Below are 25847 nucleotides of genomic sequence, written 5' to 3'. Positions count from 1 at the left end.
TGTGTGACCCGCATCGGCCCCGTCGGCTTGGTGACAGCGGGCCCGCCGCGCTATCTTCGACAATTCGAGGGCACAAAAAAGAACGGCATTAAATGCCGTTCTAGCATTGGATTCTAACGTTTAGGGAGACGGCTTGTCAAGGCACTCCGGCGGTACCGGTGAATTGCCGCTCGACGACGAGATCGGCCGCGAGCAGGAGTACGTCTCGATGCTCTACGACCGTCTGGACGGGTTGCGTGAGCAGGCCGCCCACCGGCTCACCGCCGAGCTGCGCAACACCGGCGGCACCCTGCAGGACCGCTCCCAGCGCGACAGCTCCGTGGCCATGTACGCCGACCAGGTCGAGCAGTTCTCCGCCGTGGAGAATGGCCTCTGCTTCGGGCGGCTCGACGGCGACGACGACTCCCGCCGCTACATCGGCCGGATCGGGATCTTCGACACCAGTGGCGACTACGACCCGCTGTTGATGGACTGGCGGGCCCCGGCCGCGCGGCCGTTCTACCTCGCCACCGCCGCCAACCCCCAGGGCGTACGCCGTCGCCGACACCTGCGTACCCGCCAGCGCAAGGTGACCGGGCTCAACGACGAGGTCCTCGACATCGACAGCGCCTCCCCCGGCGGGCACGAGGAGCTGACCGGCGAGGCGTCCCTGCTGGCCGCGCTCAACGCCGGTCGGACGGGCCGGATGCGCGACATCGTGGAGACCATCCAGGCCGAGCAGGACCGGATCATCCGCGCCGACCTGCCCGGCGTGCTGGTGGTCCAGGGCGGCCCCGGCACCGGCAAGACCGCGGTCGCGCTGCACCGGGCGGCGTACCTGCTCTACACACACCGACGCGAGCTGTCCAGCCGTGGCGTGCTGCTGGTCGGGCCGAACGCGACGTTCCTGCGCTACATCTCCCAGGTGCTTCCCACGCTGGCCGAGACGGGCGTGCTGCTGCGTACCCAGGGCGACCTGTTCCCCGGAGTGAGCGCCCAGCGCGCCGAGCCGGCCCAGGCCGCAGCGCTCAAGGGCCGCGCCGTACTCGCCGAGGTGCTGGCCCTCGCCGTGCGGGACCGGCAGTGGGTGCCGGACGAGCCGCTGGAGATCGAGGTGGAGCGCGAGGTGCTGACCCTCGATCCGGAGACCGTGCGCGTCGCGCGGGATCGGGTACGCCGCACCGACCGTCCGCACAACCTGGCGCGGGCGCTGTTCGACGTGGAGATCGTGCACGCGCTCGCCGACCAGGTGGCCGAGCGGATCGGCGCCGACCCGCTGGGCGGCGACAACCTGCTCGACGAGGCCGACCGCGCCGAGATCCGTCGGGAGCTGCGCGAGGAGACGGAGATCCAGGCCGTACTCGACCGGTTGTGGCCGGTGCTCACCCCGCAGCGACTGCTCGCGGACCTGTACGCGGACCCGGACCGGATCGCCGCCGCCGCGCCGATGCTCACCGACGACGAGCGGGCGCTGCTGCGCCGCGACCCGGGCGGCTGGACGCCCGCCGACGTGCCGCTGCTGGACGAGGCGGCCGAGCTGCTCGGCGAGGACGAGCGGGCCGCCGCCGCCCGGCGCGAGCGCATCCGCCTGATGGAGCGGGAGTACGCCGAGGGTGTGCTGGAGATCGCCCGGGGCTCCCGGTCGATCGACGTGGAGGACGAGGCCGAGGGCGGTGAGATCCTCGGCGTCACCGACCTCATCGACGCGGATCGGCTGCTGGAACGGCAGGAGGAGGCCGACCGGCTGACCACCGCGCAGCGCGCCGCCGCCGACCGCACGTGGGCGTTCGGCCACATCATCGTGGACGAGGCACAGGAGTTGTCGCCGATGGCGTGGCGGCTGCTGATGCGCCGCTGCCCGAGCCGGTCCATGACGATCGTCGGAGACGTGGCGCAGACCGGCGCGCTCGCCGGAACGCCCTCCTGGGCCGACGCCCTCGCCCCGTACGTGGCGCAGCGGTGGCGACTGACCGAACTGACGGTCAGCTACCGCACGCCGGCCGAGATCATGGCGGTCGCCGCCGAGGTGCTCACCGAGATCGACCCGGCGCTGCGGCCACCCCGCTCGGTGCGGGAGAGCGGCGTACCCCCGTGGGACCGGGCGGTGCCCGACGGGCAGCTACCCGCCGAGTTGGTGTCGGCGGTGACCCGCGAGGCCGCCTGGCTGGCCGAGGGCCGGGTCGGCGTCATCGTGCCGGCCAGCCGGGTCGACGCGCTCGGCGCGGCGCTGACCGCCGCGCTGCCTGAGGCCACGGTGGGCGAAAACCCGGAGCTGGAGAGCCGGGTGGTCGTGCTGACCGTCGCCCAGGCGAAGGGGTTGGAGTTCGACTCGGTGCTGGTCGTCGACCCGGACCGGATGGTGGCCGAGTCGCCGCGCGGGCGCAGTGACCTGTATGTGGCGCTCACCCGGGCCACCCAGCGTCTGGGCGTCCTGCGCCCCTGCGGCTGACCCGACACCCGACGTGCCCCCGCTGACCGGCTGGTCGGCGGGGGCACGGGTGGGATCACCGCCGGTCGGTCGAGCGGTCCCGGATGGACTTGCCCGGACCGGTCGCCGAGGTGGACTGGTCGCTGGTGCTGCCGCCGGTCGGCGTGCTCAGGCCGCCGGTGGTGGCGTCGCCGGTGGTCGTCGGCGCCACCTTGCCGGGGTGTCGCTCCGGCTGGCGGGCCACCCGGCGCACGCTCGCCGGCCCGGCGGTGCCACCGGTGGTCGTCACCGCGCCCTGCCCGCCGACCGGGCCGCCGTCGTGCAGCACCCGCGGGTCGACCCGTTCCTGCGCCGGGTCGAGCGGGTCGTCACGTTGGAGTTGGGACTCCACGTCGGTGGGGGGCACCGTCACCTCATCGAGGGCGCCCTCGCCGTACACGCCGCCGGCGATCCGGTTCTCGGCCTGGCGGGCGGCCTCCTGCCGCATGTCGTCCTCACGCACGTCCATCACCTCACAGAAGCTGTGGAACCGACTGCGTGCCCGACCTCCCGTGGACGAAACCCGCAGCACTCGTACGCCTTGGAAACGGACACTTCTCGCGACCGGGCGTGATGCGGGCGCGGCAGCGCGTCGTCGATTCTTTTCCGGGCCAGGGAGTGTTACCTGGTCGGCGGCCTCGGGTAGTCGGTGGGCGTCCCCGCCGTGCAAGCGAACCGTGCCGTGGCCGAAACGCGGTAGCGGGGCGAGGGTAGGCAGGTACGACTCATCGCATCCTGAGGAGGACCAGATGAGCACGCAGGCTGCTTCCACCAGGCCGATGAACCGGCCCATGAACGACCCGCAGAACCCCGCCATGATGCGGGACACGCAGCAGATGCCGGCAATGCGTGACGGGCACCGAGACCCGATGCCGTCGCCGGGTACGGAGACCAAGCAGGCGTTCCTGACGACGGAATTCTGGGTCTACGCCGCCGCCGTCGCGCTCCTCGTGATCGCCGCGTTCTGGAAGGGCAGCACCGCCAACGGGTTGAACATCAACAACCCGAGCCAGACGTGGCTGTTCCTGAGCATCCTGACCGGTGGTTACCTGGTCAGCCGGGGCCTGTCGAAGGCCGGCTCCGAGCGCCGGTCCGGCCGGGAGCGGAGCATGCGCGGGCGCTGACCCGTCGTACGTGAAACGGTGGCCTCCGGGAGAGTTCTCCCGGAGGCCACCGTCGTCCGCGGAACGCGTTACTCGTCGCCGCCGAAGTCGCCGAAGTCGCCCTCGAAGGCGTCCTCGATCATCTCGCCGGCGATCATGCCGCCGGCGACGCCGAGCGCCGCGCCGGCGACCATGCCGCCCACGCCCATGCCGCCCCGGCCGTGACCGTGGCCGTGACCCGGACCGTAGCCGTGGCCGTACTGGGAGCGCAGGCTCCCGTAGCGGGACGTGGTCTCGCGCAGCCAGCCGTCGACGACCTGCGCCCAGTCGACCCGGTCGACGTCGGCGTGGGACACCTGGTAGCGGCCGAACGCGTCGTGCCCGGCGCTGAGGAAGCCGCCGCGCTTGTCGCACTCCAGGATCACCTCGACACCACGCTGACTGGTCACGAAGGTCAGCTCGACCTCGTTGATCGTGCCCGCGTACTGCGGCGAGGCGAAGAACTCGATCTCCTGGTAGAACGGCAGCGTCTGCTGCACGCCCCGGATGTGGCCGCGCTCCAGGTCAGCGGTCTTGAACCGGAAACCCAGCCGCTGGAACGCCTCCAGGATCCGCTCGTGCACCGGCAACGGGTGCACCGCAACGTGATCCAGGTCGGTCTTGTCGACCGCGCGGGCCACCGACAACTCGGTCCGCAGGCCCATCGTCATGCCGTGCAGGCGCTGGCCGTACACGTCGGTGATCGGGGTCTCCCACGGCACCGGGAGCTGGAACGGGATCGACAGCTCCTGCTTGGGCGCGAGCTGGAACGCCCCGCTGACGGCCATCCGGTGGAACTCCATGGTGCCGGCGTACTCCGTGTCGTGGCCCTCGACCTCGACCCGGGTGACCAGGCCGATCACCACCTGCTCGATGGCCGCCGGGTTGTCACCACCGACGATTCTGACCTCCCCGTCGAGGGTCAGGCCGGGCCGGGTGTTGGGGTTGGCCAGCACAGTGTCCACGCTGGGACCACCCACACCGAACGCGCTCAACATCTTCTTGAAGACCATCGGAACTCCTGTGCGACAGCCGACCGCTCCACCATGGAGTCGGACGTTGACTCACCGCGCACCCTATCCAGACCCCCTGTGAGGTGGCTGTGAGCGCATCGACCGCTTGCGCGTGATCGACCCCGACATCGCCGAAGTCGGGCTATCGACCCGACCCGGACACCCCGTTATCGGCGATGTGGAGTTGATCAGCGCTCCGCCGCGGCTCGGGCCGGGGTCAGGTCCGCGATCGCCAGCTCGGCCGCGCGCTCGGGATCGTCGCCGGCCCGCCGGAGCAACCCGTCGACACACCAGTACGCCGAGCGGTCGGCACCATCGGCGATGTCGAGCTGAAGGTCGAGGTCGCACCGCTCGCCCGCGACGGTGACCGCCCAGTCGGGCCGACGCGAGTGCACGGCGAGCAGTAGCCGCCAGGCCAGGTCGTTGCGCCGGTCGCGTCGCTGCGGATCGCACTCACGCAGGGCCTCGGCGACGTGGTCGGCGTCCGGGTCGAAGCCGGCCAGCAGTGGCAACAGTGACGGGTCGCCGAGGTAGGCGGCAGCCTTGATGGTGAAGTTGTGGACCTCGTCCTGGGCGAGCAGCTCGCGTACCAGTGGAAGTGCCCGTGCGTCCCGCCGCCGGGCCAGTCCGCGGGCGCCTTCCGCGCGTACCTCCGGGTCGACGTCGCGCGTGCGGTCCCACAGTGCCCGCCGGACGGCGTTACCGTCCGCGGTGCTCAGCCAGCCGAGCCCGAAGGTGGCCCACTCCCGCACCCTCGCGTCGGGGTCGGCGCAGAGGTCGATCAACACCGCCTCGCCGGCCTCGGCCGGCGGGTCGTCGAGCACCATCGGCACCGCGGCGGCGACCTGGAACCGTACGTCGCTGTCGGGACTTTGCGCGAGGGTGACCAGGGTCGGCAGGGCGCGAGGATCGCAGGTCGCACCCAACGCGCGGGCGATCGACCAGTGCACCTCGGGATCGGTCTCGGTGGCGGCCAGCGTGATCAGGGCCGTCGCGGCGTCCGCGCGCAGGTCGTCCCCGTGCACGGCGCTCGCGAAGCCGAGCAGGTCGCACGCCGCCGCGCGCACCACGCGATCCGGATCGGCGAGCCGGCCAACGGCCAGCCGAACGGCGGCCCCACCTGAGCCGCTCCACCCTGCCCCCGCCCGCCCCGCATCGTCGATCATGGAGTTGTGGTGGGGAGCCAAACGCCGGTTCGTCACCGAATCGGGCACCACAAGTCCATGATCGACGACCAACTGCCGGAGCAGGTCCGACCCGTCGTCGGATTCGCCGTTCTCGACGGTGCGCCGCAGCCTCTGCACCGCCTGGTCGAACAGCTCCGCCACCTCGCGCGCTTCCACGGCCACGATGGTGCCCGCCGGCCACCGGATGCCGCCACCGACTTCCGACCGGGACACCCCGACATCGGCGAAGTCGGGCTATCAACCCGACCGGGACACCCCGACATCGGCGATGTCGGGGTCGATCACCGACCGGTGCGCGGGAAAGTGCCGTCCTTGACCCCGTTGACGAAGGCGGTCCAGCCGCTGACGCCGTAGACGAGGGTCGCCGCCGTGCGGTCCTTGCTGTCGCGCACCGCCACCCGCCCGGAGCCATCGAGAACAGGCCCCGCCTCGACGCAGCTCCCGCCGTTACTGTTGCTCCGCGTGCTGATGTGCCAGGCCACGGCCGGTAGGGCTTCGTTCATGGCAGTTCCTCCGTGATCTTCGCGATCAGCTCGGCCGCCTCGCGCTGATCGAGCGCGACATCCTGAAGGCGATGGTACGCAAGCGCGTAGCGTCTCGACTTCGGAGATTCCATGAATCGGCGCCCACCCAGAGTCTCGGCGTAGGCCACCTCGGGATAGGGCTTGGGCATTCCGAAGAGGACGAATGAGCCGTCGAGCCCGGCGTGCAGGCCGACCCGTGATGGCAGCACGCGGACGTCGATGTTCTGCCGCCGCATCAGCTCGACGAGGTGTTGTAGTTGGCCGCGCATCACGGCAGGGCTACCGACCGGTCGGCGAAGAACGCTTTCGTCGATGACGGCCGCCACCTGGAGGGCGGGATCGCGCCTGAGCACACGCTGACGGTCGACTCTCAATTGCAGCCACTTGCGCACCGAGAAATCCGATGCCTGCTCCCCCTCGGCGTTACGGATCACCGCTTCCGCGTAGGCCGCCGTCTGCATGAGCCCCGGCATGAGAAAGGCGTCCCACGAGCAGATGCGCTCCGCTCTGCTCTCCAACCAGGGAAAGTCGATGAATGAGGCGTCGACCAACTCGTCGTAGTCGTCGTCCCAACGGTTGGTCCGCCAGGCATCCTCGGCTAGTTGGAGGAAGCGGTTGCGCTCGCGCCCGTCGTGCTCGCCGTAGAGATCGAGAAGCGTTTCGACGACTCCCCGTCGAAACGGCCACTCGGCGCGTTCCCAGCGGGCGATGGACGAGAAGTCTCGTTCCAGGAACTCGGCCGCCTGCTTCAGAGTGATGCCGCGTTGCTCCCGCAACTGTCGCATCTGCTGGCCGAGCCACTGGGCACGCAACGTCTGGACGAACGATTCACGCCTGGCGGGCATGGGTCCCCTCTCTTGACGTCCCTCATGACGAAATTCGTTGGTGTCGTTGCACCAAGACCGAGGCCACTGGAAACGTGGCCTGCGGGTGAGGGTGATCGCCGGCCCCCGGGGAAGCCCGGTGCAAACACGGCAACCGCGGCTGTGCCAACAGCCGAGAAGGTGACGAGAGACGGCCTCGCGAGTGGCAGTCGCATACCGGCTCTCGTCGGGTCTCAACTAGAGCGTCGGGATGACGTGATCCCGGCTCCGAACCGACTTGCACGAATACCTACCACGAAGAAGGACGCTCCCGCGACCCCGACGCGTCCATGGACCGACGACAGCAGAGGTGACCGATGACCAGAGGCTCGCTCTACGACGGTGGCCGGCTGCATCCGCGGCACGTGCGCGACCATCAGTTCGCCACCGTGGGCTTCGGCCGGCGAGGGCTCGACCCTCGGGAGGTACGTCGGTTCCTGCACCGCGTCGCGCTCGACCTGACCGCGCTGCACCACGATCTGGCGCTGCTCAGCGAGGAGAACGCGCGGGTCAAGCGGGCGCTGCGGGCCCGGCAGGGCGCCTGGCCCGAGGGGCGGCAGTGGTGATCCCACCGGACCGGATCTTCGTACCGCTCCCTCGGGACGCCGTGCTGGCGTTCACCGAGGCGGCCGAACCGCCGCCCGGCCACGTGATCCACCTGCCGGTGGCGGTCGCCGAACTGGCCGAGGCGCTGGAGTTGGCCCGGAGGCTCGCTCGGTCGCTGGCCTCGATTCCGCAGGTCGACGTCGCCGGGACCACGGTGTCGGCCGAGGACGCTCAAGACGTACGACACTGGGTCTTCTGTGACCGGATCCTGCCGGATCGCCGCCGCTGTGCGCGGCGGGCCGATCACCACAGGGCCTGCCTACCTACCGACGATCCCTAGGGTGTCGGTCGGGCTCGGGACCGCTGCACCTCACGGTCCTGGGCGGCGTTGTCCAGGACCGTGACCACCACGTGGTCGGGCAGATCGATCAGGGGACGCAGGTCACCGTCGAGCACCGTACCGACCACGAGCCGCCGCAGACCGGACGCGGCGGCGAGGGGCGACGCCGACGCGATCGCGCCGAGACGCAGGGTGTGCAGGTTCGGAAGACCAGCCACCGGATCGAGCCGCAGCGGCTCGACCGGCGCCGACCTCGCGTTGGGTCGGACCACAACCTCCTGCAGTTCGACCAGGCGGGCCAACGGCTCCAGGGAATCCACGGCGGCATCGACCACTTCGAGCTGCCGTAGCTGGTGCGCTTCTTCGACACCGTGCAGGGACAGGGCAGCCTTGCGCCCTTCGATCCTCAGGTACACCAGCTCGGACTTGGCCCCCAGCAGGGTCAGGTCCGAGCCGGCGTACCGGTCGATCGTCAGGTGTTGCAGGGCCGACAGCGCGCCGATCGTCTCCAGGCCCGGCCGCTCCGACAGCACGAGCGTGTCCAGCTTCGGCGTCAGATCAAGCCGGGCCGCCTTCTTGGACCGCGTCAGCAACGACAGACCGAGAAGATCCTCCAGTTCGAATACCAGCGTGTCATCACGTAACGGACCCTCGATCGCGACCCGGCGCAGATTGGGCAGGTCGCGCAGGAAACTCAGGTCGAGCGTCCGACCGGTGTCACTGTCGAAGGCGAGGAAGACGGCATCGCAACCACCCTCGACGTACCGGCGGGTGTCACCCTCTCGCCAGGCGCTGTCCGAGAGCAGATATTCGCCGGGATTCACCGTCTGACTGCCGAGCATGGTGCCGGCTCCTCCGCCCGTTGGCCCGATAGTTGACGATCAGGACTGGACGCCCACCCCACCGCACGGCCCCGCGCCAACCTGGTGAACACACTCGCGCTAGCCGGGCTCCACGACGACGAGTTCGCCGACCTGCTCGCCGATGGTGGTGCGCGCCTCCGCGGGCAGGCCAGGATCGGTGATCAGGACGTCGGCGGCCTCCAGCGGGGCGATGGTGGCGATGCCGATCGTCTCCCACTTGGTGTGGTCGGCGAGCACCACCAGCCGGCGGGCGGCCCCGATGAGGCACCGGTTGACGCCGGCCTCCAGCAGGTTCGGGGTGGTGAAGCCGGTGCGCGGGCTGAGGCCGTGCACCCCCAGGAAGAGCAGGTCGACGTTGAGCGCGCTGATCGCCGCCTCGGCGACCGGGCCGGTCAGCGCGTCGGACGGGGTACGGATGCCGCCGGTCAGGACGACGGTCTGGTCGGCGCGCGGATTCTGGTAGAGCGCGTCGGCCACCGGGATCGAGTTGGTCACCACGGTCAGCCCATGCACGTCGGACAGCAGGGTGGCCAGCGCGGCGGTGGTCGTACCGGCGGACAGCGCGATGGCCATCCCCGGCTCCACCATCGTGGCCGCCCGCTCGGCGATGGCCCGCTTCTCCGCCTGCTGGCGGATGGACTTCGCGGCGAAGCCGGGCTCGTCGGCCGAGCCGGGCCCGGCGAGCGTCGCGCCACCGTGGACCTTGTCCACCAGACCGCGCTCGGCCAGCACCTCCAGGTCGCGCCGGATCGTCATGTCGGACACGCCGAAGCGGCTGACCAGGTGGCTCACCCGCACCCCACCGCGCTGGCGGATCAGGTCGAGGATGGCGCTCTGCCGCTGCTGGGCCAGCATCTGGGGAACCTCCTTCGCACCGTGGCCGTCGACCACGCTACGACCGGTCCTCACGGACCACGGCCACCTCGCCGGCCGGCACGGTCAACTCACCCGCACACCGCGTGCCGGTCAACAGCTCGTCACCGGTCGCCGAGATCCGTACGTCCGACGACGTGTGGTTGATCGCGAACAGCCAGGTCCGCTCGCCGTCGCGGCGTCGTACCACCTCCACGCCGGTCGGCGCCTGCGCCGCCGGACGGACGCCGGCCTCGTCGAGCAGCCGGGAGACCAGCCGGTCGGTGGCCGGCTCGTCGAGCCGGGCGCCGACGTACCACGCGACGCCCGCGCCGACCGGCCGCCGCGTGAGCGCCGGCACGCCCGGCAGGGGCCCATCGGTGTACGACGCCAGCACCTCGGCGTCGTCGGCGTGCAGCCACTCGGTCCACACGTCGGCAGCGCCGCCGTCGTCGAGTTCGACGTGCTCGTCCTCGCGCAGGGGGAAGAACTCCTCGGTGTGGACGCCGAGCAGGTCGCGGAACGCGCCGGGGTAACCGCCGAGACGGATGTGGTCGTTCTCGTCGACGATGCCGCTGAAGTAGGTGACCGCAACCGTGCCGCCGGCCTCGGCGAATCGGCGCAGCGCCTCGACGTCGGCGTCCCGGACGAGGTAGAGGGTGGGCGCCAGGACCAGTCGGTAACCGCTGAGGTCGCTCGACGGGTGGACGATGTCGGCGGTCACGCCGGCCCGCCAGAGCGCGCCGTACAACGCGTTGAGGCGGTCGGCGTACGTGACGTCGACGCTCGGGTGGGAGTCCAACTCGACCGCCCACCACGCTTCGAAGTCGAACAGGATCGCCACCTCGGCGTCGACCCGGCTGCCGCGTACCTCGGCGAGGGCCTTGAGGTCCGCGCCGAGCTGGCAGACCTCGCGGAACACCTTGGTGTCCGGGCCGGCGTGCGGCACCAGCGCGGAGTGGAACTTCTCGGCGCCGGCCCGGGACGCACGCCACTGGAAGAACAGCACCCCGTCGGCGCCCCGGGCGACGTGGGCCAGGCTGTTGCGGCGAAGCTGGCCGGGGAGCTTCGCGACGTTGCGCGGCTGCCAGTTGACCGCGCTGGTGGAGTGCTCCATGAGCAGCCAGGGCTCGCCACCGGCGACGCCCCGGGTGTGGTCGGCGGCGAGCGCCAACCCGAGGTGGGCCCGGGGGTCGGCGGCGTTCAGGTAGTGGTCGTTGGAGACGAGGTCCACGTCGCCGGCCCAGGAGTGGTAGTCCATGTGCTTGGCCATGCCGATCATGAAATTGGTGGTGACCGGTTGGCGGACCAGCGTCCTGAGCGTCTCGCGTTCGGCGCGGAGTTGGGCGCGCTGCTCGTCGGAGGAGAAGCGCAGGAAGTCGAGCTGCTGCGTCGGATTGGCGAACGTCGGCGCGGTGCGCGGCGGATTGATCTCGGCCCAGTCGCCGTAGCGCTGGCTCCAGAACGCGGTGCCCCACGCGTCGTTGAGCCGGTCCAGGTCGCCGTAGCGCTCGCGCAGCCACCCCCGGAACGCCTCGGCGCTGACGTCGCAGTAGCAATGCACGTTGTGGCAGCCCAGCTCGTTGGAGACGTGCCACATGACGACGGCGGGGTGCTCGGCGTACCGGCCGGCGACCGCGCGCACCAGCTCCAGGGAGCGCTCGCGGAACACCGGGGAGCTGGGGCAGTACGCCTGTCGTCCGCCCGGCCAGAGGATCGCGCCGTCGGCCCGTCGGGGCAGCGTCTCCGGGTGCGCGCGGGACAGCCAGGGCGGTGGACTGGCGGTGGCGGTGGCCAGGTCGACCTGGATGCCGCCGTCGTGCAGCAGGTCGAGCACCCGGTCCAGCCAGCCGAACTCGAACCGTCCGGGGTGGGGTTCCAGGCGTGCCCAGGAGAAGATGCCGACGGAGACCAGGTTGACCCCGGCCCGTCGCATCAGCTCGACGTCCTCCGACCAGGTCTGCTCGGGCCACTGCTCGGGGTTGTAGTCGCCGCCGAAGTAGATGCCCTCGCCCTGCCATCGCCGCATGACAGGTGAGGGTGCACCCGCCATCCACCGAAGTCAACAGGTTCCAACATCGACTTCTTTTCCAACGTTTACCTCGTAACAGCCGGATCACGACTGGGTTATCAGAGGCGAAAGTACCTCTTGACAGCGGCCTATGGAGAGGTAGCTTGAGGCCCCAACTGGCCGATCGTGTTCACCAATGTGGATTCTCGGTGGATCACGATGCGTCTTTGCCAGGCTGCACCGCTCCTCACCACACCCGACCCGTTGGACGTAGCACCTCTTCATCCGCAGGAGGCACCGATGTCCCGTCCCCGATCGCAAGCCGAATACCTGGCCCGGCTCGTACCGCCCTCCGTGGCCGGCATCAACCGACGGTCACTGCTGGCCGGTGCGGCCGGCACGGGCGCGCTGCTCAGCACCGGTCTGCTCGCCGGCTGCGGCGACGACTCCGGCTCCGGCGGGTCCAGTAAGGACGTCTCACTCGGCTCCAACCAGTCCGACCCGAAGCCCAAGGACGTCCTCGCCAAGATCACCGACGGGTTCAAGACCTCGTCCGGCGTCCAGGTCGCGACCAACACGGTCGACCACAACACGTTCCAGGAGAACATCAACAACTACCTGCAGGGCAAGCCGGACGACGTCTTCACCTGGTTCGCCGGCTACCGGATGCGCTTCTTCGCCGCCAAGGGCCTGGCCAGCGACATCAGCGACGTGTGGGGCAAGATCTCCGGCTACTCCGACGCGTTCAAGAAGGCGTCCACCGGGGACGACGGCAAGCAGTACTTCGTGCCGGGGACGTACTACCCGTGGGCGGTCTTCTACCGCAAGTCGGTCTGGCAGCAGCACGGCTACCAGGTGCCCACCACGCTGGACCAGTTCACCGCGCTCGGCGCGCAGATGAAGAAGGACGGCCTCACCCCGATCGCCTTCGCCGACAAGGACGGCTGGCCGGCGATGGGCACCTTCGACATCCTCAACCTGCGCATCAACGGCTACCAGTTCCACGTCGACCTGATGGCCGGCAAGGAGGCCTGGACCTCCGACAAGGTCAAGAAGGTCTTCGACACCTGGGCCGGTCTGCTCCCCCTGCACCAGCCGGACAGCCTCGGCCGCACCTGGCAGGAGGCCGCGCAGTCGTTGCAGCAGAAGAAGAGCGGCATGTACCTGCTGGGCCTCTTCGTCGGTCAGCAGTTCAGCAACGACGAGCAGGACGACCTCGACTTCTTCACCTTCCCGGAGATCGACCCGGCCATCGGCGCGAAGGCGCTGGACGCCCCGATCGACGGCTACATGATGGCCCGCAAGCCCAAGAACGAGGACAACGCCCGCAAGCTGCTCGAGTACTTCGGTGGCAAGGCCGCTGCGGACATCAACCTCAAGAACGACCCGGCCGTCCTCGTCGCCAACAGCGGCGCGGACGTCGGCGGCTACACGGCGCTGCAGAAGAAGGCCGCGGAGCTGGTCGGGTCGGCCACCGAGATCGCCCAGTTCCTCGACCGGGACACCCGGCCGGACTTCGCCTCCACGGTGATGATCCCGGCGATCCAGCAGTTCATCAAGAACCCGAAGGACATCGACGGGCTGACGTCGTCCATCGAGAACCAGAAGAAGTCGATCTTCACTGACTGACGGCGGAAGGGGAAGGACATCGTGTCCGACCTACCCCTGATCCAAGCGGATCGCGCCGTGCCGCCGCCGCCGGCGACCACCTCCACGGGTGGTCGTCGCCGGCGGCTACGGCTCCTGTCCCCCACCGACCGCGTGGTCATCACGCTGATGGTGCTCGTCCCACTGCTGCTCGTCACCGCGCTCGTCTGGCTGCCGGCCCTGGCGACCGTGGTGCTGTCCGGCACCGACTGGGACGGCATCGGTCCACTCAACGAGATCGAGTTCGTCGGCGGGCGCAACTACAGCGACGTGGTGAACATCTACCCGCCGTTCGTGCCAGCGGTCCAGCACAACCTGCTGTGGCTGGCCGTGCTGTTCGTGGTCGCCACGCCGTTCGGCATGTTCCTGGCGGTGCTGCTCGACAAGGAGCTGCGCGGCAGCCGCTTCTACCAGACGGCGCTGTACCTGCCGGTGGTGCTCTCGCTGGCGCTGATCGGCTTCGTCTGGCAGCTGCTCTACTCCCGTGACCAGGGTCTGATCAACGCGGTCCTCGGCACCGGCACCGACTGGTACGGCGACTCGAACGTCAACATCTGGGCGGTCATGGTCGCCTCCGGTTGGCGACACGTCGGCTACATCATGCTGCTCTACCTGGCCGGGCTGAAGGGCGTCGACCCGTCGCTGCGCGAGGCCGCCGCGGTCGACGGCGCGTCCGAGGTCCGGACGTTCTTCCGGGTCGTCTTCCCGGTCATGCGACCGATCAACATCATCGTGCTGGTGGTGACCGTGATCGAGTCGCTGCGGGCGTTCGACCTGGTCTGGGTCGTCAACAAGGGCCGCAACGGCCTGGAGTTGATCTCCGCGCTGGTCACCCAGAACGTGGTGGGTGAGGCGAGCCGGATCGGCTTCGGCTCGGCGCTGGCGACGATCATGCTGGTCGTCTCGCTGGTCTTCATCACCATCTACCTGGCGACCGTGATGAGGGAGAACCGGAAATGAGCGTCGACACCCCGATCCGCCGACGCCGGCTGACCCCGCTGCGGATGCTGCTGCACGGCTTCCTCATCGCCGTGGCGCTGATCTGGCTCTTCCCGATCGCCTGGGCGGTCCTCACGTCGTTCCGCTCGTACCAGTACACCGCCGCCCACGGTTACGTCTCGTTCGGCGGCTGGACCATCGACAACTACGTCACGGCCTGGGATCAGGCGGAGTTCGGCAAGCACTTCCTCAACTCGGTCTACATCACGGTGCCGGCGGTGCTGCTGACGCTCCTCCTCGCCTCCTGCGTGGCGTTCGTCATCGCCCGGTTCAGCTGGAAGATCAACCTCCTCCTGCTCGGGGTGTTCACCGCCGCCAACCTGCTACCCCAACAGGCGCTGCTCATCCCGCTGTTCCGACTGTTCACCGAGGTGCCGTTGCCGGAGTTCATGAGCGACTCCGAGCTGCTCTACGACAGCTACTGGGGCCTGATCCTGATCAACGTCGCCTTCCAGTGCGGGTTCTGCGTCTTCGTGCTCAGCAACTACATGAAGGCGCTCCCCCACGACCTGTACGAGGCGGCGATGGTCGACGGCGCGAGTGTCTGGCGGCAGTACTGGCAGATCACCATGCCGCTGTGCCGGCCGGCCCTGGCCGCACTGGCCACCCTGGAGGTGACCTGGATCTACAACGAGTTCTTCTGGGCCACCGTCCTCATGCGTACCGGTGACAAGTTCCCGGTGACCAGCTCACTCAACAACCTGCGCGGCCAGTTCTTCACCGACAACAACCTGGTCTCGGCGGGCAGCGTGCTCGTCGCGATCCCCACCCTCGTGATCTTCTTTATGCTCCAGCGGCACTTCGTCCGGGGCCTGACCTTGGGAGCCTCCAAAGGATGACGATCCTGCACCTGCGCCGCGGGCGGACCAGCCTGGTGCTCGACGCGCGCGGCCCGGGGCTGCCCCGCGTGGCGCACTGGGGTGGCGACGTCGGCGACCTGGACGACGACGGCCTGCGCCACCTCGTGGACGCGACCGTGCCACCGGTGGTGCCGAGCAGCTTCGACGAGCCACCCGTGCTGTCGCTGCTGCCGGAGGCGAGCGCCGGGTGGAGCGGCCGACCGGGGTTGGCCGGGCACCGCGACGGGCGGGACTGGTCCACCGCGTTCCGGCTCGACGGTCTCGCCGTCGACGATCCGGCCGACGCCCCGGCCCGGGTCACCGTACGGGCGTCCGACGCGGCCGCCGGGCTGTCCCTGACCATCGAGATCACGCTCGACCCGTACGGCCTGCTGACCATCCGGCACCGGCTCCGCAACGACGGCGACGGCACGTACGAGGTGCGGGAGCTGACCCCGGTGCTCCCGGTGCCGGCGGTCGCCACCGAACTGCTCGACCTGACCGGCCGCTGGTGCCGCGAACGCTCCCCGCAGCGGCACCCGTGGCAGCACGGCGCGTGGGTCCGCGAGGGGCGGCACGGTCGCACCGGACACGACGCCACCCTGCTGCTGGTGGCCGGCACCGCCGGGTTCGACTTCGGCCACGGCGAGATCTGGGCGGTGCACACCGCGTGGAGCGGCGACCACCTCACCGTCGCCGAACGCCGGCCCACCGGCGACTCCACCCTCGGAGGCGGGGAACTGCTGGCCCCCGGCGAGATCCGACTCGCCCCCGGCGAGGCGTACGAGACTCCACTGCTCTACGCCGTCTGGTCCGACGAGGGGCTGGACGGACTCAGCGACGTACTCCACTCGCACGTGCGGGCGCGGCCCGGACACCCGCGATCCCCGCGCCCGGTCACCCTCAACGTCTGGGAGGCGGTCTACTTCGACCACGACCTGGACCGGCTGCGGGCCCTCGCCGACCGCGCCGCGCAGATCGGCGTGGAACGGTTCGTGCTCGACGACGGCTGGTTCCGCGGCCGGCGCGACGACACGGCCGGGCTGGGCGACTGGTACGTCGACGAGGACATCTGGCCCGACGGCCTGCAACCGCTCATCGACCACGTGACCGGCCACGGCCTTCAGTTCGGCCTGTGGGTGGAGCCGGAGATGGTCAACCCCGACTCGGACCTGTTCCGCGCGCACGCCGACTGGCTGCTAACCCTGCCGGGACGACTGCCGCCCGCCTGGCGCCGGCAGCAGGTGCTCGACCTGGGCCGCCCCGAGGCGTACGACTACGTGCTGGAACGCCTCGACGCGCTGCTCACCGAGCATCCCGGGATCAGCTACCTCAAGTGGGACCACAACCGGGACCTCACCGAGGCGGGGCACCACGGCCGGCCCGGGGTGCACGGGCAGACCCTCGCGGTCTACCGCCTCCTCGACGAGCTGCGCCGACGCCACCCCGGCGTGGAGATCGAAAGCTGCTCCTCCGGGGGCGCCCGGGTGGACCTGGCCATCCTGGCCCGCACCGACCGGGTCTGGGCCAGCGACTGCAACGACGCCCTGGAACGGCTCGGCATCCAGCGCTGGACCGGGCTGCTGCTGCCACCGGAGCTCGTCGGCACGCACATCGGGCCGCAGCGTTCGCACACCACCCACCGCGTACACGACCTGGGTTTCCGGGCGGCCACGGCGCTGTTCGGTCACCACGGCATCGAGTGGGACATCGCCTCGATCAGCGCCGCCGAACAGGCCGAGCTGACCGACTGGGTGGCACTGCACAAGCGGCTGCGCCCGCTGCTGCACTCCGGGCGGGTGGTCCGGGTCGACCACCCGGACCCGGCCGTCTGGGCGCACGGCGTGGTCGAGAAGGACAAGACCCGAGCGGTGTACGCGGTGGCCCGGCTCGCCACCTCGGTGGCGCAGACCCCGGGCGCGGTACGGCTGCCCGGTCTCGACCCGGCGCGGCGTTACCGGGTGCGCCCGGTCCCGGACGTGCCACCTCCGGCGACGATCGACCTGTCCGGGCCGCCCTGGCTGGCGTCCGGCGTCACGCTCAGCGGAGCGGCGCTGGCCCGGGTGGGCGTGCAGCTACCCGCGCTGCACCCCGAACAGAGCCTGCTGTTCGAGGTCGACGAGGTCGGCTAGAAATTTCTTTGTCCGGGGTGTCGAGAACGGTGTCGTCGGCTTCTACCTCAGGGTGAGAGCACCGACCACGGTGCGCGGGCGTGAGGAGCGAGACGATGAAGTACATGCTGTTGATGCAGTTCAGCGCCACCGGGACCGACTTCCCCGGCATCGACACCTGGACGCAGGACGAGGTCCGGGCGCACGTCGCGTTCATGGGTGAGGTCAACGAGAAGCTGGCTGCCGATGGCGAGTGGGTCGACGCGCAGGGCCTCGGCGGCCCGCAGCAGGCGCGGATCGTACGTGCCGGCGAGGGCGGCGCGCCGGTCGTGACCGAGGGGCCGTTCGCCGAGACGAAGGAGTTCCTCGCGGGCTTCTGGATCGTCGACGTCGACAGCCCGCAGCGGGCGGTGGGGCTGGCCGCGCACATCTCCACCGCGCCCGGCCCCGGCGGTCGGCCGCTGAACATGCCGATCGAGGTGCACCCGGTGATGTCCGCTCCGTCGCAGGAGCTGTGAGCGCTGACCACCGACCTTCGCATCGAGGACCTGCTGCGCGAACTGGCGCCGCAGGTCCTCGGCGTGCTCACCCGCCGGTTCGGTGACTTCGCCACCGCCGAGGACGCCGTCCAGGAGGCGCTGCTCGCCGCCGCCAGCCAGTGGCCGGCCGACGGGCTGCCGACGAACCCCCGGGGCTGGCTGATCCAGGTCGGCTACCGCCGGATGATCGAGCTGATCCGCGGCGAGCAGGCCCGGCGTCGCCGTGAGGACCTGGTCACCCGTCAGGACCCGGACGACCGGCGGTACGCGCCGGCCCCGGACGAGGAGCTGACCGCCGAGCGGGACGACACCCTGGTCCTGCTCTTCCTCTGCTGCCACCCGGCCCTCGCCGCGGCGTCGGCCGTCGCGTTGACCCTGCGCGCGGTCGGCGGTCTGAGCACCGCCGAGATAGCCCGCGCGTTCCTGGTGCCCGAGGCGACCATGGCGCAGCGGATCAGCCGGGCAAAGCAGCGGATCCGCGCGTCCGGGCTGCCGTTCCGGATGCCCGAGGAGGCGGAGCGGGCCGATCGGCTGGCCGCCGTCCGACAGGTGCTCTACCTGATCTTCACCGAGGGGCACACCAGTACCGCCGGCCCGGACCTGCGCCGGGTCGACCTCGCGGCCGAGGCGATCCGGCTGACCCGGGCGCTGCAGGTACGCCTGCCCGACGACAGTGAGACCGCCGGGCTGCTCGCGTTGCTGCTGCTCACCGAGGCGCGCAGCCCGGCACGAACCGGGCCCTCCGGAGAGCTGATCCCACTGGCCGAGCAGGATCGCAGCCGCTGGGACGCGGCGGCCATCGCCGAAGGCGTCGCACTGGTCACGGCGGCGCTGCCGCGCGGCCCGGTCGGCCCCTACCAGGTGCAGGCCGCCATCGCCGCCCTGCACGACGAGGCTCCCGGCACCGACGCGACCGACTGGCCCCAGATCCTGGCGCTGTACGACGTGCTGGATCGGTTGGCCGGCACCCCGGTGGTGGCGCTCAACCGGGCCGTCGCGACCGCCATGGTGCACGGGCCCGCTGCCGGCCTCCGCGCTCTCGACGCGCTGACCGACGATCCCCGGCTGGCCGGACACCACCGGCTGCCCGCCGCCCGCGCGCACCTGCACGAGATGGCCGGCGACCGGGAACGGGCCATCGCGGACTACCGGGATGCCGCCGCCCGCACGAGCAGCCTCCCCGAACAGCGCTACCTCACTATGCGCGCCGCCCGCCTGGCCGATGCCGGGGTGGAACACTCGATGGCTCGACCGGGAACCGAGGACTGAGGGGCCGTATGGCGTACGTGCTGCTGGGAATCGCGATCCTCGCCGAGGTGGTGGCGACCAGCCTGATCAAGAGCACCGCCGGGTTCACCCGGGTCTGGCCGACACTGGGCTGCCTCGCCGGGTACGCGCTGGCGTTCCTCCTGCTCGCCCAGGCCGTCAAGGAGATACCGGTCGGTGTCGCGTACGCCCTCTGGTCGGGCCTCGGCACCGCGGCCATCGTGGCGATCGGCGCGGTGTTCCTGGGCGAGTCGGTCGGGCCGGTCAAGCTCGTGGGCATCGCGCTGATCATCGCGGGCGTGGTCATCGTGAACCTCACCGGCGAGCAGCACTGACCGCTCTCGGTCACCCGAACGACGCGATGGCCGGGCCCGGTGCGGGCCCGGCCACCTGGCGTCGGTCGCCGCCGGTCGCTCAGCTGGCGGTGCAGCTCACCTGTGGTGTGGGGTTGGCGCCGCTCCAGCCGCCGAGAAAGCCGAAGGTAGCGCTGGCACCGGCGGCCAGTCGGCCGTTGTAGTCCGCGTTCCGCGCGGTCACCGTGGAACCGCTGCTGGTCACCGTTGCGTTCCAGGCCTGCGTGACGCTCTGGCCGTTGGCGTAGGTCCACCGGGTGGTCCAGCCGGTGATCGCGGACGCGCCGGCAGTCACCCGCACCTCACCCTGGAAGCCACCCTGCCACTGGTTGGTGATGGTGTACGTCGCCGAGCAGCCACCGGCGGGCGGCGGCGTGGTCGGCGGGGGCGTGGTCGGCGGGGGCGTGGTCGGCGGGGGCGTGGTGGGTGGCGGGGGGCCGCCGAAGACGGTGGCCTCGCGGGAGGTCTGCCGGATGCCGTTGACGCCGTTGAAGACCCGCTGCCCCCAGGTGGTCAGGCTGGCCGGGTTGAACGCGGTGGCCATGTCGAGATACTCGACGCCACCCCCGTTGCCGCTCCACGACCAGCCGAGCCAGCCGATCCCGTTGGCCTGGCTGTACGCGAGGATGGTGTCCTCGTCCGGGTCGCCGTCGGAGTGGTTGAAGCCGAACTCACCGACCACGATGGGCAGCCCCGCCGCACGGAAGCGGCCCAGATAGTCGGTGATCTCGGCAGCGGTGTCGAAGACGCCGTACATGTGGATGGAGAAGAGCGTGTTGCGGGCCGGGTCGGCGGCGAAGACCGACGCGGCGTTGTCGCGCATCGTGAACGACCAGTCCTGACCCCAGTTCGGGGCGTCCACCATGATGGTGTGGGTCAGGCCCCCGGCCCGCAGCCGCTTGATCGCGTTGGCGCTGTCGGCGGCCCACGAGGCGTAGTTCTGGTTGCCGTACGGCTCGTTGCCGATGTTGACGAGAACGTACCGCTCCTGGCCGACCAGCACGTCCTTCAGGCTGAGCCAGTAGTCGACGGCACGGTCCAGGGTGATCGCGCCGCTCTGCTCGCCGTACCCGGTCGTGTCGTGGACCTCCAGCACGCAGATCAGCCGGTTGGCCCTGCACAGCGAGATGACGTAGGCGACGTCGGCGTTGGTGTTCCGGGTCCAGCGGTCGCCGCTGGCGAGCACCACCCGCACGGTGTTCGCGCCGAGCGCCTTGACGTCGGCGAACGAGTTGGTCTGCTGCGGGTACCAGGTGTGCGCGTGGTTGACGCCGCGCATGACGAATTCGGCGCCGTTGGCGTCGTACAGCTTGCCGCCCGCGACGGAGAAGCCGGCCGCGGCGTGCGCCGGTTGACCGAACGCCAGCACGGCGAGCAGCAGCGCGAGCAGGGCGGCGCCGACGGCGGAGAGTCGAGTCTTCATGGCCTTCCTCAGGGAGGACCCCCGATGCCCGGCGAGGGTGGGGTACGACAGGGGAAGGCGGCTGCAGCCCGACAGCCGCCGTCCGACTCCCGGCGGCGCGCATCAGCCTAGGGCGATGGATCAGCCCTCGCAACCGGTTCAGTAGAACGCTCGAAGGGGCGGACGGCCGTGACGGCCCGCGCGGACGCGGGCCGTCACGGGGCGGTCATCCCCACCACAGGATGTGCGCCACACCGAGGGTCTTAACCGGTTAAGAGGACCGTAGGCGGGTCCACGACATCCGTCAAGCATCGCCCGGCCGAACCGGACGGGAGGGTTGACCGTTGCTGACCTGGGTATCCCGGGACGAACCGTCGGCGAGAAGGAGATAACGGGATGGTGAGCGTCGGCTACACCCTGATGTGCGAGCAGGCCGGACCGAAGCAACTGGTGGACCACGCGGTGCGGGCCGAGGCGGCCGGCTTCGACCAACTGGTGATGTCCGACCACTACTACCCGTGGCTGGACTCGCAGGGCCACTCCCCGTACGCCTGGTCGGTGCTCGGCGCGGTCGCGCACGCCACCTCCCGCGCGGAGCTGATGTCCTTCGTGACCTGCCCGATCCGCCGCTACCACCCGGCCGTGGTCGCCCAGAAGGCCAGCACCATCGGCGCGCTCTCGGACGGGCGGTTCACCCTCGGCCTGGGCGCCGGGGAGAACCTCAACGAGCACGTGGTCGGCGGCTGGCCGCACGTGCAGCAGCGCCACGAGATGTTCGAGGAGGCGTTGCAGATCATCCGTCCGCTGCTCAACGGCGAGACGTTGACCTTCTCCGGTAACCACTTCGACGTACCCGACGCCTACGTCTGGGACCGCCCCGCGCGGCCCGTTCCGATGGCGATCGCCGCCTCCGGCCGGCAGTCCGCCACGCTCGCCGCCGAGTACGGCAACGGCCTCGTCTCCACCGAGCCCGACCGGCACATCATCGAGATGTACGACGACGCGGGCGGCGCGGGCCAGCCCCGCTACGGGCAGGTGGCGATCTGCTACGGCCCGGACGAGGCCGAGTGCCGCAAGATCGTGCACGACCAGTTCCGCTGGTTCGGCATGGGCTGGAAGGTCAACGCCGACCTGCCGGGGCCGGAGTCCTTCGCCGCCGCCACCCAGTTCGTCCGCGAGGAGGACGTCGCCGAGGGCATCTCCTGCGGCCCGGACGTGGAAGCGCACGTCGACGCGTTCCGCAAGTTCGTCGACGCCGGATTCACGCACGTGGCGATCATCCAGGTCGGCGGAGAGACGCAGCCGATGTTCCTGGACTGGGCGCAGGATCAGCTACTGCCCCGGCTCCGGGAGCTGTGAGCCACCCGACGGGCCGCGAGCGGATCCGGCCGGCCGGGCACACGCCCGCCGGCCGGGTCGGGTTGACCGAGCTGCGGCTGACGGTCCTGCTCAAGCTGGTGCGCTGAGGCGTCGTCAGCGGCGCAGACCCAGTGCGCTCAACACCTCGCGGGACGCCACCCGGGCCGGGTCGAGCACCGCACGCCGGGTCCACCGGGCCGCCGGCGTGACGGTGGCCCGCCAAACCGCGCGCAGGCCACGCGCCGCCGGCACGACCGTCACCGACCAGACCCAGCGGATGCCCGACAGCAGCGGACGTACGGTGTGCCGCCACAGCCAGCGCAGCCCCAGCCCGACCGGGCGCAGCAGCAGTCGGTAGACCCACCGCAGCAGCCAGCCGGCGGTCCGCCACGCCCCCACCAGCGCGGCCACGACCAGCCGGCCGAACCCGACGACGAGCCACCAGACTCCCCGCGCCAGGCCGACCACGACCCACCGGACCGCCCGCGCCAGCGCGACGAGCACGGCGCCCACCGCCCCGGCGAGCACGGCGACGCCGCGCCACAGCAGCCGTCCGGCGGGGGCGAGGGCCACGCCCAGCCAGCGCAGCGGCCGCACGACCAGGTGCTCGGCCAGCCAGACCAGCGCCCGGCCCAGGGCCACCAGAGGTGGGCGCAGCCCGTGGCGGGCCAACCACACCAGCGGCGTCCAGAGGATCGTGCGGACCGCCCCGGCGAAGGCGTACGCCAGCCACACCAGCGGCAGCCAGACAAGCGTGCGGGCCACCCACGCCACACCCCGTCCCAGCCACACCAACGGCACCCAGACGAGATTGCGGGCCACCCAGCGCAGGGGACGCCACAGCAGATGGTCGGCGCACCAGAGCAGCGGACGCCACACCAGCCGGTCCAGGGCCCAGACCAACGGGGCCACCAGCCAGTCGCGCAGGAACCGTCCGACCGGGGTGAGCAGGTACCGGCCCAGCAGCCGGCCGGCAGCCGCGATCAGCTCCCAGAGCAGGCGTACCGGCAGCACGAAGACCAGCGCGACACCGCGCGCGACGGCCGCGACGAGCGGCAGCGCGACGGTGTCCGGCTCGGTCGTGGGCACGGCCGGCGGCACCCGGTCCACGACCGTCACCGTCGGCGCGGCCGGCCGGTCGATCGACCGCGCGGCCGGCGGCGGACAAAGGGTGGGGCGGTCGGTCACGGTGGGCACGGTAGCCCGGCAACGCCATCCGCCGGGGCCCCGGCGCGGTCACAGGCCGATGGTGGCCAGCAGCGGATAGTGGTCGGAGGCCGTGTCCGTCGTCGCGTCGCGGATCACCCGGCAGCTCCGCACCCGCTCGGCCACCGCTCGGCTACCCAACAGGTAGTCCAGGCGCATCCCGGCGAACTCCGCGCCGCCGAACCGGGTGGGGACGGTCAGACCCGCGGCCTCCGGCGCGTCGGCGTTGGCGGACGGCCACAGGTCGACCAGGTCGGCGGCGAGCAGCCGGGCGACCGCGCGGGTGTCCACGGCGCCGCCACGCCGACGTAGGTGCCGTCGCTTGTAGAGAGCGGGCAGTCCGTCCAGACGGGCGGTGTGGTCAACCGTCGGATCGAGCGAGTTGAGATCACCCGCGAGCAGGGTCAACGGCCCGGGGGCGCGGCGCAGGGCAGCGACCAGCCAGTCGACCTCCATCCGTCGGCGGCCTCCGGAGTACGGGTACAGGTGGGTGCCGAGCACGGTGAGCGGCCCGGCCGGGGTGGCCACCTCGACGCGGGCGGCGGCGTGGTGGAACGGCCGACGCAGGGACCCCGCAGCGAGCACCCGGTACGGCGGCCGGACCAGCACCGCCACCGGCTGCCCGAAGCAGGACCGGGCCAGGTGGGGCGTCATCCCGACCCGGTCCGCGATGGCGGCCATCAGTCCCGCCCGGTCGAAGCCGCGCAGCTCCTGCAACGCCAGCACGTCCGGCGCCTGCTGGTCGACGACCTGGACCACCCGGTCCAGCCGGTCGGAGCCGCCACCCCGGCCGCCGGTACGGATGTTCCAGGTCATCACCCGCAGCATCGCGGTGCTCAGTCGGGTCGGCCGGCCCGCGCCAGCTCGTCGTCGAGGGTGTCCACGTCCTCCGACTCGATGGCCGGCTGGTTGCCCTCCGCCAGGTCGGCGTTGGGGCGGATCACGAGGTACAGCAGGCCGATCCAGAGCGCCGAGAGCAGGATCGCGCCCATGAAGTCGGTCGGGTGGTGCATCCCCCGGTACATCCGGGAGATCGCGACCCCGGCCGGCATGATCACGGCCAGCGCCACGAAGATCCACCGCCACCAGCGGTCGGTACGCGGGAACACGATCAGCGTGATCGCCAGCCAGACGCAGATCGTGGCCGCGATGTGCCCGGACGGGAACGAGGAGGTGGGCATCTGCCCGTCCAGGTTCTCCACCGGCGGACGCGGCCGGCCGACCACGTGCGCCGAGGCGAGGAAGAGGGTCAGCTCACCGACCATCGCCAGCACCACGAACAGCACGGGCCGCCACCGCCGCCACACCGCGAGCACCAGCGGGCAGAACACCAGCGAGATGAGCAGGATGGCGTGGGTGTCCCCGAACTTGCTCCACCACCAGCTCACATCGGTCAGCACGTCGGTGTGCCGGTCGGCGAACCAGCGCGGGACCTCGGTATCCAGGGTCGCGAAGAAGGTGCCCTTGGCGTGGTAGCTGACGAACATGCCGAAGCCGTACAGCGCGCCGAACACCAGCACCCAGCCGACCAGCAGCTCGGCCACCGCCGAGCGGGGATGCGCCAGCACGCGCTCCTCGGCCGGGGCGATGGCGATGTCGTGCCCCGCCTCCGGCTCCAGGCCCTCGGTCAGCGGCGGCACCGGCTTGCCGCGCTCGCGCCGCCACAGCCGGAAGGCGTACGCGGTGACGCCCAGCCAGGCGGCACCGAGCAGCCAGGCGCCCAGCACGTCGGAGACGAAGTGCACGCCCAGCGCGATCCGGGTCAACCCGATCAGCGCCACCAGCACGCCGACGCCGACGATCGCGGGCTTGCGCCAACGGGGCGCCATCGCCGGCAGGAACACCAGCAGCAGCGCCCCGTACGCGACGATGGAGCCGAGCGCGTGCCCGCTCGGGAAGCTGTTGCCGGGCGCGCTGGCCACCGGGACGTCTACCACCGGGCGGAGTCGACCGACGAGCGCCTTGAGCGACGGGTCGAGGATCAGCCCGCCGACCCCCGTGACGATCAGGTAGACGGCCAGCCGGGGCTGCCGCCGGATCAGCAGACCGATCGCGGGGATCGCGACCAGCCAGATGAGGATCGGCCGGCCACCCAGGTCGGTCACCGCCTGGAGCACGGTCACCAGCGGGTGGTGTGGGGCGACGAGCGAGTTGAACCACTCGGCGAGCTCGTGGTCGGCGTCCTGCAACGGGCTCCACCGGAAGCGGACGAGCAACAGCAACAGTCCGAACGCCGCACCGGCGCCGATGACGGCGACCAGACCGGCGATGCTCCGTTCGGCGAAGTGACCGATCGGACGCCGAGTCACATCTTTGACCGCGGTCACCCCGCACCTCCC

24 protein-coding genes are annotated in these 25847 nt (G+C 70.9%); 12 read left to right on the top strand and 12 right to left on the bottom strand.

All coding sequences use genetic code 11. The features are described 5' to 3' along the window. The first annotated feature begins 208 nt into the window (after positions 1 to 208). A complete protein-coding gene (locus AB0I89_RS09985; protein WP_357123407.1) occupies positions 209 to 2428 on the top strand; it encodes an ATP-binding domain-containing protein in 2220 nt (739 codons plus the stop codon). Between the two features lie 55 nt (positions 2429 to 2483). Here AB0I89_RS09985 and AB0I89_RS09980 read toward each other — a convergent pair whose 3' ends face one another. Next, a complete protein-coding gene (locus AB0I89_RS09980; protein ID WP_355051819.1) occupies positions 2484 to 2909 on the bottom strand; it encodes a hypothetical protein in 426 nt (141 codons plus the stop codon). A 286-nt stretch (positions 2910 to 3195) separates the two neighbouring features. Here AB0I89_RS09980 and AB0I89_RS09975 point away from each other — a divergent pair, with 286 nt between their 5' ends. Further along, positions 3196 to 3570, top strand: coding sequence for a hypothetical protein (locus tag AB0I89_RS09975; RefSeq protein ID WP_357123104.1), 375 nt, complete (start codon positions 3196 to 3198; stop codon positions 3568 to 3570). A gap of 68 nt (positions 3571 to 3638) precedes the next feature. On the opposite strand, the gene AB0I89_RS09970 is transcribed toward AB0I89_RS09975, so the two are convergent. The 4 genes from AB0I89_RS09970 to AB0I89_RS09955 all read right to left on the bottom strand — a co-directional run bounded on the left by AB0I89_RS09970 (position 3639) and on the right by AB0I89_RS09955 (position 7157). Continuing rightward, positions 3639 to 4601: a sporulation protein gene (locus AB0I89_RS09970; protein ID WP_357123101.1), complete on the bottom strand. Its 963-nt coding sequence runs from the start codon at positions 4599 to 4601 to the stop codon at positions 3639 to 3641. Positions 4602 to 4789: 188 nt separating this feature from the next. Next, a complete protein-coding gene (locus tag AB0I89_RS09965) occupies positions 4790 to 5944 on the bottom strand; it encodes a HEAT repeat domain-containing protein (RefSeq protein WP_357123098.1) in 1155 nt (384 codons plus the stop codon). Between the two features lie 125 nt (positions 5945 to 6069). Then, on the bottom strand, positions 6070 to 6291 hold the full coding sequence (locus AB0I89_RS09960; RefSeq protein ID WP_357123095.1) for a DUF397 domain-containing protein: 222 nt from the start codon (positions 6289 to 6291) through the stop codon (positions 6070 to 6072). Then, positions 6288 to 7157: a helix-turn-helix transcriptional regulator gene (locus tag AB0I89_RS09955; protein WP_357123092.1), complete on the bottom strand. Its 870-nt coding sequence runs from the start codon at positions 7155 to 7157 to the stop codon at positions 6288 to 6290. Before AB0I89_RS09955 ends, AB0I89_RS09960 begins: the two co-directional genes overlap by 4 nt. A gap of 335 nt (positions 7158 to 7492) precedes the next feature. Between AB0I89_RS09955 and AB0I89_RS09950 the strand changes: the two genes are divergently transcribed. Continuing rightward, entirely contained in the window at positions 7493 to 7741 is a 249-nt protein-coding gene (locus AB0I89_RS09950; protein ID WP_357123089.1) for a DivIVA domain-containing protein, read from the top strand. Between the two features lie 83 nt (positions 7742 to 7824). Next, positions 7825 to 8061, top strand: a complete 237-nt coding sequence (locus AB0I89_RS09945) for a hypothetical protein (protein ID WP_357123404.1) — start codon at positions 7825 to 7827, stop codon at positions 8059 to 8061. Here AB0I89_RS09945 and AB0I89_RS09940 read toward each other — a convergent pair. From AB0I89_RS09940 to AB0I89_RS09930, 3 genes are all read right to left on the bottom strand, one after another. Then, the gene (locus tag AB0I89_RS09940; RefSeq protein WP_357123086.1) at positions 8058 to 8903 is read right to left on the bottom strand and encodes a hypothetical protein; all 846 of its coding nucleotides are present in this window, start codon (positions 8901 to 8903) and stop codon (positions 8058 to 8060) included. The genes AB0I89_RS09945 and AB0I89_RS09940 overlap by 4 nt on opposite strands. 99 nt (positions 8904 to 9002) lie before the next feature. Continuing rightward, a complete protein-coding gene (locus AB0I89_RS09935) occupies positions 9003 to 9779 on the bottom strand; it encodes a DeoR/GlpR family DNA-binding transcription regulator (protein WP_357123401.1) in 777 nt (258 codons plus the stop codon). A 37-nt stretch (positions 9780 to 9816) separates the two neighbouring features. Continuing rightward, complete coding sequence (locus AB0I89_RS09930) at positions 9817 to 11805, bottom strand: beta-galactosidase (RefSeq protein WP_357123083.1); 1989 nt, start codon at positions 11803 to 11805, stop codon at positions 9817 to 9819. A 282-nt stretch (positions 11806 to 12087) separates the two neighbouring features. Here AB0I89_RS09930 and AB0I89_RS09925 point away from each other — a divergent pair, with 282 nt between their 5' ends. From AB0I89_RS09925 to AB0I89_RS09895, 7 genes are all read left to right on the top strand, one after another. After that, positions 12088 to 13416 (top strand): ABC transporter substrate-binding protein, encoded by a 1329-nt coding sequence (locus tag AB0I89_RS09925; RefSeq protein WP_357123080.1) that lies wholly within the window; start codon positions 12088 to 12090, stop codon positions 13414 to 13416. A gap of 21 nt (positions 13417 to 13437) precedes the next feature. After that, entirely contained in the window at positions 13438 to 14394 is a 957-nt protein-coding gene (locus tag AB0I89_RS09920; protein ID WP_357123077.1) for a sugar ABC transporter permease, read from the top strand. Further along, a complete protein-coding gene (locus AB0I89_RS09915; protein ID WP_357123074.1) occupies positions 14391 to 15272 on the top strand; it encodes a carbohydrate ABC transporter permease in 882 nt (293 codons plus the stop codon). Before AB0I89_RS09920 ends, AB0I89_RS09915 begins: the two co-directional genes overlap by 4 nt. Next, positions 15269 to 17404, top strand: coding sequence for an alpha-galactosidase (locus AB0I89_RS09910; RefSeq protein WP_357123071.1), 2136 nt, complete (start codon positions 15269 to 15271; stop codon positions 17402 to 17404). The genes AB0I89_RS09915 and AB0I89_RS09910 overlap by 4 nt, the downstream gene beginning before the upstream one ends. A 95-nt stretch (positions 17405 to 17499) precedes the next feature. After that, a complete protein-coding gene (locus AB0I89_RS09905) occupies positions 17500 to 17901 on the top strand; it encodes a YciI family protein (protein ID WP_357123068.1) in 402 nt (133 codons plus the stop codon). Positions 17902 to 17904: 3 nt separating this feature from the next. Continuing rightward, complete coding sequence (locus tag AB0I89_RS09900) at positions 17905 to 19191, top strand: sigma-70 family RNA polymerase sigma factor (protein ID WP_357123398.1); 1287 nt, start codon at positions 17905 to 17907, stop codon at positions 19189 to 19191. Between the two features lie 8 nt (positions 19192 to 19199). Continuing rightward, positions 19200 to 19523 (top strand): multidrug efflux SMR transporter, encoded by a 324-nt coding sequence (locus AB0I89_RS09895; protein ID WP_357123065.1) that lies wholly within the window; start codon positions 19200 to 19202, stop codon positions 19521 to 19523. Positions 19524 to 19602: 79 nt separating this feature from the next. Here the strand turns inward: AB0I89_RS09895 and AB0I89_RS09890 are convergent, their stop codons facing one another. After that, positions 19603 to 20964: a cellulase family glycosylhydrolase gene (locus AB0I89_RS09890; protein ID WP_357123062.1), complete on the bottom strand. Its 1362-nt coding sequence runs from the start codon at positions 20962 to 20964 to the stop codon at positions 19603 to 19605. A 375-nt stretch (positions 20965 to 21339) separates the two neighbouring features. Between AB0I89_RS09890 and AB0I89_RS09885 the strand changes: the two genes are divergently transcribed. Continuing rightward, a complete protein-coding gene (locus tag AB0I89_RS09885; RefSeq protein ID WP_357123058.1) occupies positions 21340 to 22302 on the top strand; it encodes a TIGR03557 family F420-dependent LLM class oxidoreductase in 963 nt (320 codons plus the stop codon). Between the two features lie 114 nt (positions 22303 to 22416). On the opposite strand, the gene AB0I89_RS09880 is transcribed toward AB0I89_RS09885, so the two are convergent. The 3 genes from AB0I89_RS09880 to AB0I89_RS09870 are packed head-to-tail and all read right to left on the bottom strand — an operon-like array spanning position 22417 to position 25835. Next, complete coding sequence (locus tag AB0I89_RS09880) at positions 22417 to 23490, bottom strand: hypothetical protein (protein WP_357123055.1); 1074 nt, start codon at positions 23488 to 23490, stop codon at positions 22417 to 22419. Positions 23491 to 23538: 48 nt separating this feature from the next. After that, positions 23539 to 24336: an endonuclease/exonuclease/phosphatase family protein gene (locus AB0I89_RS09875; protein WP_357123051.1), complete on the bottom strand. Its 798-nt coding sequence runs from the start codon at positions 24334 to 24336 to the stop codon at positions 23539 to 23541. Positions 24337 to 24344: 8 nt separating this feature from the next. Beyond that, positions 24345 to 25835: a phosphatase PAP2 family protein gene (locus AB0I89_RS09870; protein ID WP_357123048.1), complete on the bottom strand. Its 1491-nt coding sequence runs from the start codon at positions 25833 to 25835 to the stop codon at positions 24345 to 24347. Positions 25836 to 25847: the final 12 nt, after the last annotated feature.

It is taken from the genome of Micromonospora sp. NPDC049801 (assembly GCF_040656575.1).
Taxonomy (GTDB): Bacteria; Actinomycetota; Actinomycetes; order Mycobacteriales; family Micromonosporaceae; genus Micromonospora.
The sequence above is the reverse complement of the archived record's forward strand: the minus strand, read 5'-3'. Positions and strand labels throughout refer to the sequence as shown.

Excerpts from the sequence above, each read along its gene's own strand:
- AB0I89_RS09985 (WP_357123407.1), top strand. The coding sequence starts at position 209 with ATGCTCTACGACCGTCTGGACGGGTTGCGTGAGCAGGCCGCCCACCGG.
- AB0I89_RS09975 (WP_357123104.1), top strand. The coding sequence starts at position 3,196 with ATGAGCACGCAGGCTGCTTCCACCAGGCCGATGAACCGGCCCATGAAC.
- AB0I89_RS09970 (WP_357123101.1), bottom strand. The coding sequence starts at position 4,601 with ATGGTCTTCAAGAAGATGTTGAGCGCGTTCGGTGTGGGTGGTCCCAGC.
- AB0I89_RS09960 (WP_357123095.1), bottom strand. The coding sequence starts at position 6,291 with ATGAACGAAGCCCTACCGGCCGTGGCCTGGCACATCAGCACGCGGAGC.
- AB0I89_RS09955 (WP_357123092.1), bottom strand. The coding sequence starts at position 7,157 with ATGCCCGCCAGGCGTGAATCGTTCGTCCAGACGTTGCGTGCCCAGTGG.
- AB0I89_RS09950 (WP_357123089.1), top strand. The coding sequence starts at position 7,493 with ATGACCAGAGGCTCGCTCTACGACGGTGGCCGGCTGCATCCGCGGCAC.
- AB0I89_RS09940 (WP_357123086.1), bottom strand. The coding sequence starts at position 8,903 with ATGCTCGGCAGTCAGACGGTGAATCCCGGCGAATATCTGCTCTCGGAC.
- AB0I89_RS09935 (WP_357123401.1), bottom strand. The coding sequence starts at position 9,779 with ATGCTGGCCCAGCAGCGGCAGAGCGCCATCCTCGACCTGATCCGCCAG.
- AB0I89_RS09930 (WP_357123083.1), bottom strand. The coding sequence starts at position 11,805 with ATGCGGCGATGGCAGGGCGAGGGCATCTACTTCGGCGGCGACTACAAC.
- AB0I89_RS09925 (WP_357123080.1), top strand. The coding sequence starts at position 12,088 with ATGTCCCGTCCCCGATCGCAAGCCGAATACCTGGCCCGGCTCGTACCG.
- AB0I89_RS09915 (WP_357123074.1), top strand. The coding sequence starts at position 14,391 with ATGAGCGTCGACACCCCGATCCGCCGACGCCGGCTGACCCCGCTGCGG.
- AB0I89_RS09910 (WP_357123071.1), top strand. The coding sequence starts at position 15,269 with ATGACGATCCTGCACCTGCGCCGCGGGCGGACCAGCCTGGTGCTCGAC.
- AB0I89_RS09905 (WP_357123068.1), top strand. The coding sequence starts at position 17,500 with ATGAAGTACATGCTGTTGATGCAGTTCAGCGCCACCGGGACCGACTTC.
- AB0I89_RS09895 (WP_357123065.1), top strand. The coding sequence starts at position 19,200 with ATGGCGTACGTGCTGCTGGGAATCGCGATCCTCGCCGAGGTGGTGGCG.
- AB0I89_RS09890 (WP_357123062.1), bottom strand. The coding sequence starts at position 20,964 with ATGAAGACTCGACTCTCCGCCGTCGGCGCCGCCCTGCTCGCGCTGCTG.
- AB0I89_RS09885 (WP_357123058.1), top strand. The coding sequence starts at position 21,340 with ATGGTGAGCGTCGGCTACACCCTGATGTGCGAGCAGGCCGGACCGAAG.
- AB0I89_RS09875 (WP_357123051.1), bottom strand. The coding sequence starts at position 24,336 with ATGCTGCGGGTGATGACCTGGAACATCCGTACCGGCGGCCGGGGTGGC.